The organism is Fulvivirga aurantia (assembly GCF_009711475.1).
GTDB classification, from domain to species: Bacteria; Bacteroidota; Bacteroidia; order Cytophagales; family Cyclobacteriaceae; genus Fulvivirga; species Fulvivirga aurantia.
In genome coordinates, this window is the sequence record NZ_SMMD01000516.1 from 1 (window position 1) to 3,501 (window position 3,501).

5 protein-coding genes are annotated in these 3,501 nt (G+C 37.8%); 1 reads left to right on the forward strand and 4 read right to left on the reverse strand.

The window, feature by feature from the left end:
- A partial coding sequence (locus E1176_RS03900) for a hypothetical protein (protein WP_222933078.1) occupies positions 1 to 638 on the forward strand: 638 nt, incomplete at its 5' end.
- On the opposite strand, the gene E1176_RS03905 is transcribed toward E1176_RS03900, so the two are convergent.
- The 4 genes from E1176_RS03905 to E1176_RS03920 form a co-directional block, all read right to left on the reverse strand.
- Positions 633 to 1,433, reverse strand: a complete 801-nt coding sequence (locus E1176_RS03905) for an ABC transporter permease (protein WP_155209263.1) — start codon at positions 1,431 to 1,433, stop codon at positions 633 to 635. The genes E1176_RS03900 and E1176_RS03905 overlap by 6 nt on opposite strands.
- The gene (locus E1176_RS03910) at positions 1,426 to 2,325 is read right to left on the reverse strand and encodes an ABC transporter ATP-binding protein (RefSeq protein WP_155209264.1); all 900 of its coding nucleotides are present in this window, start codon (positions 2,323 to 2,325) and stop codon (positions 1,426 to 1,428) included. The genes E1176_RS03905 and E1176_RS03910 overlap by 8 nt, the downstream gene beginning before the upstream one ends.
- A gap of 91 nt (positions 2,326 to 2,416) precedes the next feature.
- The gene (locus E1176_RS03915) at positions 2,417 to 2,884 is read right to left on the reverse strand and encodes a DUF4252 domain-containing protein (RefSeq protein WP_155209265.1); all 468 of its coding nucleotides are present in this window, start codon (positions 2,882 to 2,884) and stop codon (positions 2,417 to 2,419) included.
- Positions 2,885 to 2,974: 90 nt separating this feature from the next.
- A complete protein-coding gene (locus tag E1176_RS03920) occupies positions 2,975 to 3,481 on the reverse strand; it encodes a DUF4252 domain-containing protein (RefSeq protein WP_155209266.1) in 507 nt (168 codons plus the stop codon).
- Positions 3,482 to 3,501: the final 20 nt, after the last annotated feature.

Sequence of the window (3,501 nt, forward strand, 5' to 3'; positions counted from 1 at the left end):
CATATTACTGGAAGGTTATAGGGATTTCTCTCTGTTTTATAATACCTATTCTGGTGTTAATTTTCGTATTTAAATTTTTCATTGCGGGTCTTTTATTGCTGCTTTACATTTTATTTTTAGCTCCTTTTATAGATACCCCTATGGGTCAGTTGAAAGGCACACTTGTCTATCATTCTCCTCTTTTTATCACTCAAAAGTCCGGAAATAACAAACTCATATTACACGGAGGCACCTTGTTTGATTATGTATTTACGATTGATAAATCACTGAATGGTCAGGAGCGTAAAAAGTTCATCATTCTTGGGTATTTGAGAGGCTTGTTGAGCTTAATTAATGCCTATGAAACAGGCATAATGACTGATCAGTCACTTAAAGGAACATCATATATTATTAATGAGAGAACAGCTACTAAAATCGGGTTCAAAAAAGTGCCTGTAGATGGTGTTCAATACATTATTTTGGCTTTCAATTATTTTACGCTCATGGCCGCTTACTCAGTAGCAAATGCCAAATTGAGTTTTCCTAAACTCAGTGAAGTAAAAACATTTGAAGCCTCCCTTTCCGAACTAGCAGAAAGAAAAGGCTTCATAAAAGATCTGGAAAAATTTCTATCAAACTCGCTTTCTAAAAAGCTATAAATCACTCTTTTGGAGCTTGGTTTTGATAGCATAAACGTACAGTACAATGTATGCAACAACAACCAACACTGCCTCCCAGGCTATGTAATCCTGAATCTCCTGGAACCAGTATTTTTTAAAAGGAAATGCTATTAGGTTATTAATTGCGTGCAAAGGAAAATATGGAATAAGAAACTCAAGGGCCTCAGGCAAATTTGCTGTAATCGCATACTCAATCGGAGTAAAAAGCAATAAAATAAAAACAGTTAAAGCTGATCGCTTGAGCAAAATGGTTAAGAAAAAGGCCAAAACCAGGTAAGTAAACAAGTCGAGGAAATAGGCAAACACAAACTGAATACCTGTGAACATCTCTGCAAACTCGACATTAGGCGTGTAGATGATACCAGTGAGCATTCCTGTTATGAAAACCAGTAGCGTAGAGCCAATCGATAGCAATAAAATGGTAGCCAACTTTGATTTTATGAAATCAATACGGCTCATGCCATCAATAATATTTTGCCTGATAGTTTTATAGCTATATTCGTTAGATATCGATATTACCACTACAATTGCTAAGAAGATTTTCAGGAATGTGTAGACATAAGCTATGTTCTGCCAAATATCCGGAAAGTATAATACAGGGATCTTCAACGGATCAAAGCCATCAAAATCTGCCCCTTGAAGCTTTAGCCACTTCAAAAACTCCATAACTGTAATTGGAATGCTTACAATTAGTAAGCCGTATAAAATATTGAGCACCCAAAAGGCCCTATAGTTTTTCAGTTTGACTAAATCTATTTGTAGGAGTTTAAGCATTGTCAGATTCGGCTAGCAGTTCTAAAAATTGTTTTTCCAGACTCTTTCTCTGGGTGTTGAGGTGTGATACGGTGATACCTTTGCTAAACAAGTAAGCATTGAGCTCGGTGGCTGTTTTACCCTCTTTTAATGAAACAAGATGATGTACCCCATCTTTTTCTACTTTGGTGCTACCCTCATAAGCTTCTAATATTTCGCTTAAATCATCATCCTCTGCGCTTACTTCTACCGTAACAGCTCCCTTACTCACATCTTCTACACTACCTGTATAGATCAGGTTACCTTTTTTCAGTACGCAAAAATGGCTGCAAACCTTTTGTACCTCATCAAGTAGGTGACTTGCCAATATGATTGTCTTACCATCTTTGGCTATCTCTTTGATCAGCTCTCTTATTTCTGCAATACCCTGTGGATCGAGACCGTTTGTTGGCTCATCTAATATCATAACTTCAGGGTCACACAATAGTGCTGATGCTATCGAAAGGCGCTGTTTCATACCTAAAGAATAGGTTCTAAACTTATCGTGCCTCCTCTCGTAAAGCTCTACCCTTTTGAGTACGGGATCAATATTTTCAACAGAGGCTCCTTTGATTTTTGCCACAATCTGAAGGTTTTTAGTAGCCGACAAATATGGATAGAATATCGGTGTCTCTAAAATAGCTCCGATGCGCTTGCGCACTTCCTTAGATGGCGGTTGACCGAACCAGGCGAATTCGCCACTGGTCTTGTTTATTACATCGAGCAAAATACCAAGCGTAGTTGTTTTACCGCTACCATTGGGCCCAAGTATACCAAAAACATTGCCTCTGGCTACATCAAGCGAAAGGTTGTTGAGTGCTTTAACGCGACCATAGTGCTTGGTCAGGTTTTTAATAGAAAGAACTGTATCCAAAATAAAAAATGATTTCTAACGAAATTATAAAAAAACATCACACCCGCCAGTGAGGTGATGACAAACGGCAGCTTTTACAGATAAGCTATGATTAGTCGATGTTCTTGACCTTCGAAATTAACGAAGCCAGCTGATTCATAGGCACTTTGCCTTTTACATCGAGAATTGATAAAGTCTCATCGTCTGTCATTAAAAACACCAAGCCAGTTGTCACTCCATCATCTTCCTGGATGTAAACCTGTACGTTCATACCTTCATGGCGCATGTTCATCAGATCTTCAAAGTCTTCGTCTTTGTAATCTTCTATCAGCTCACTGATCTCATCATTTCCAATGTCATTTTCAGCTTTGCTTATTCTCAGAAATTTCATCTTGTCGATGTCTTTGATGAGCTCAGCAAAATCTTCATCATCATTTTGATTTAGCATATTGAGTGTGTTGTTGTAAAAAAACAACCCAAAAGCATCTTCGTATTTATCTTGCAGTTGTCTGGTGGTTTTACTCTGACTAAATGCTATTGCAGGAGCAAGAAGAAGGGTGATAATTAATATTTTTTTCATCTGAATTGTGTGTTATAGCTAAAAATGGAAAAAGTACCTCCAGTACAAGTACCGGAGATACAAAATGAATCGAAAAACATACCTAAATTCTTAATGCCACTTGTCGTGATTCTTTGCCAGGTAAGACAGGTCTTTAGTGTCTAATACACCATTTATATTAAATACCGCAAACTCTTCCTCTTCCTGTATAAGTACGAGCATGTTTCTAATGGTTTTCTCATCGCCCTGAGTCATAAAATAGATTTTATCGCTACCATCTCTCACAGTCATGAGCTCTTCGTACTTCTCTTTACTCAGGTCTTTGCGCATTTTTGCTATGTCTTCATCGCTAAACCCACTTTTGTATAGAGGGATAGAAAGTATCTGCATAGACTTGATGTTGGCAGCTATACGCGCTATAGCCTGAGCCTCTTCATCTGACTCATCCCACGAGGCAATAGAAGAGAAAAGATCAAATAGTCGGCCATTTAGATTTACCACCTTAGCATCACGATCATCTTTATACTTATTGTGAAACTCTTCTACCGTTTTGCTTTGCGCCAAAGCTGCTCCTGACGACACGATTACTGCGAATAATACTGTTGCTAACTTTTTCATTTTGTTTGTTTTTTAACCTG

What these genes read in the sequence shown, in the direction of transcription:
- E1176_RS03915 (WP_155209265.1), bottom strand. Translation starts at nt 2,884, where the DNA reads ATGAAAAAAATATTAATTATCACCCTTCTTCTTGCTCCTGCAATAGCA.
- E1176_RS03920 (WP_155209266.1), bottom strand. Translation starts at nt 3,481, where the DNA reads ATGAAAAAGTTAGCAACAGTATTATTCGCAGTAATCGTGTCGTCAGGA.
- E1176_RS03905 (WP_155209263.1), bottom strand. Translation starts at nt 1,433, where the DNA reads ATGCTTAAACTCCTACAAATAGATTTAGTCAAACTGAAAAACTATAGG.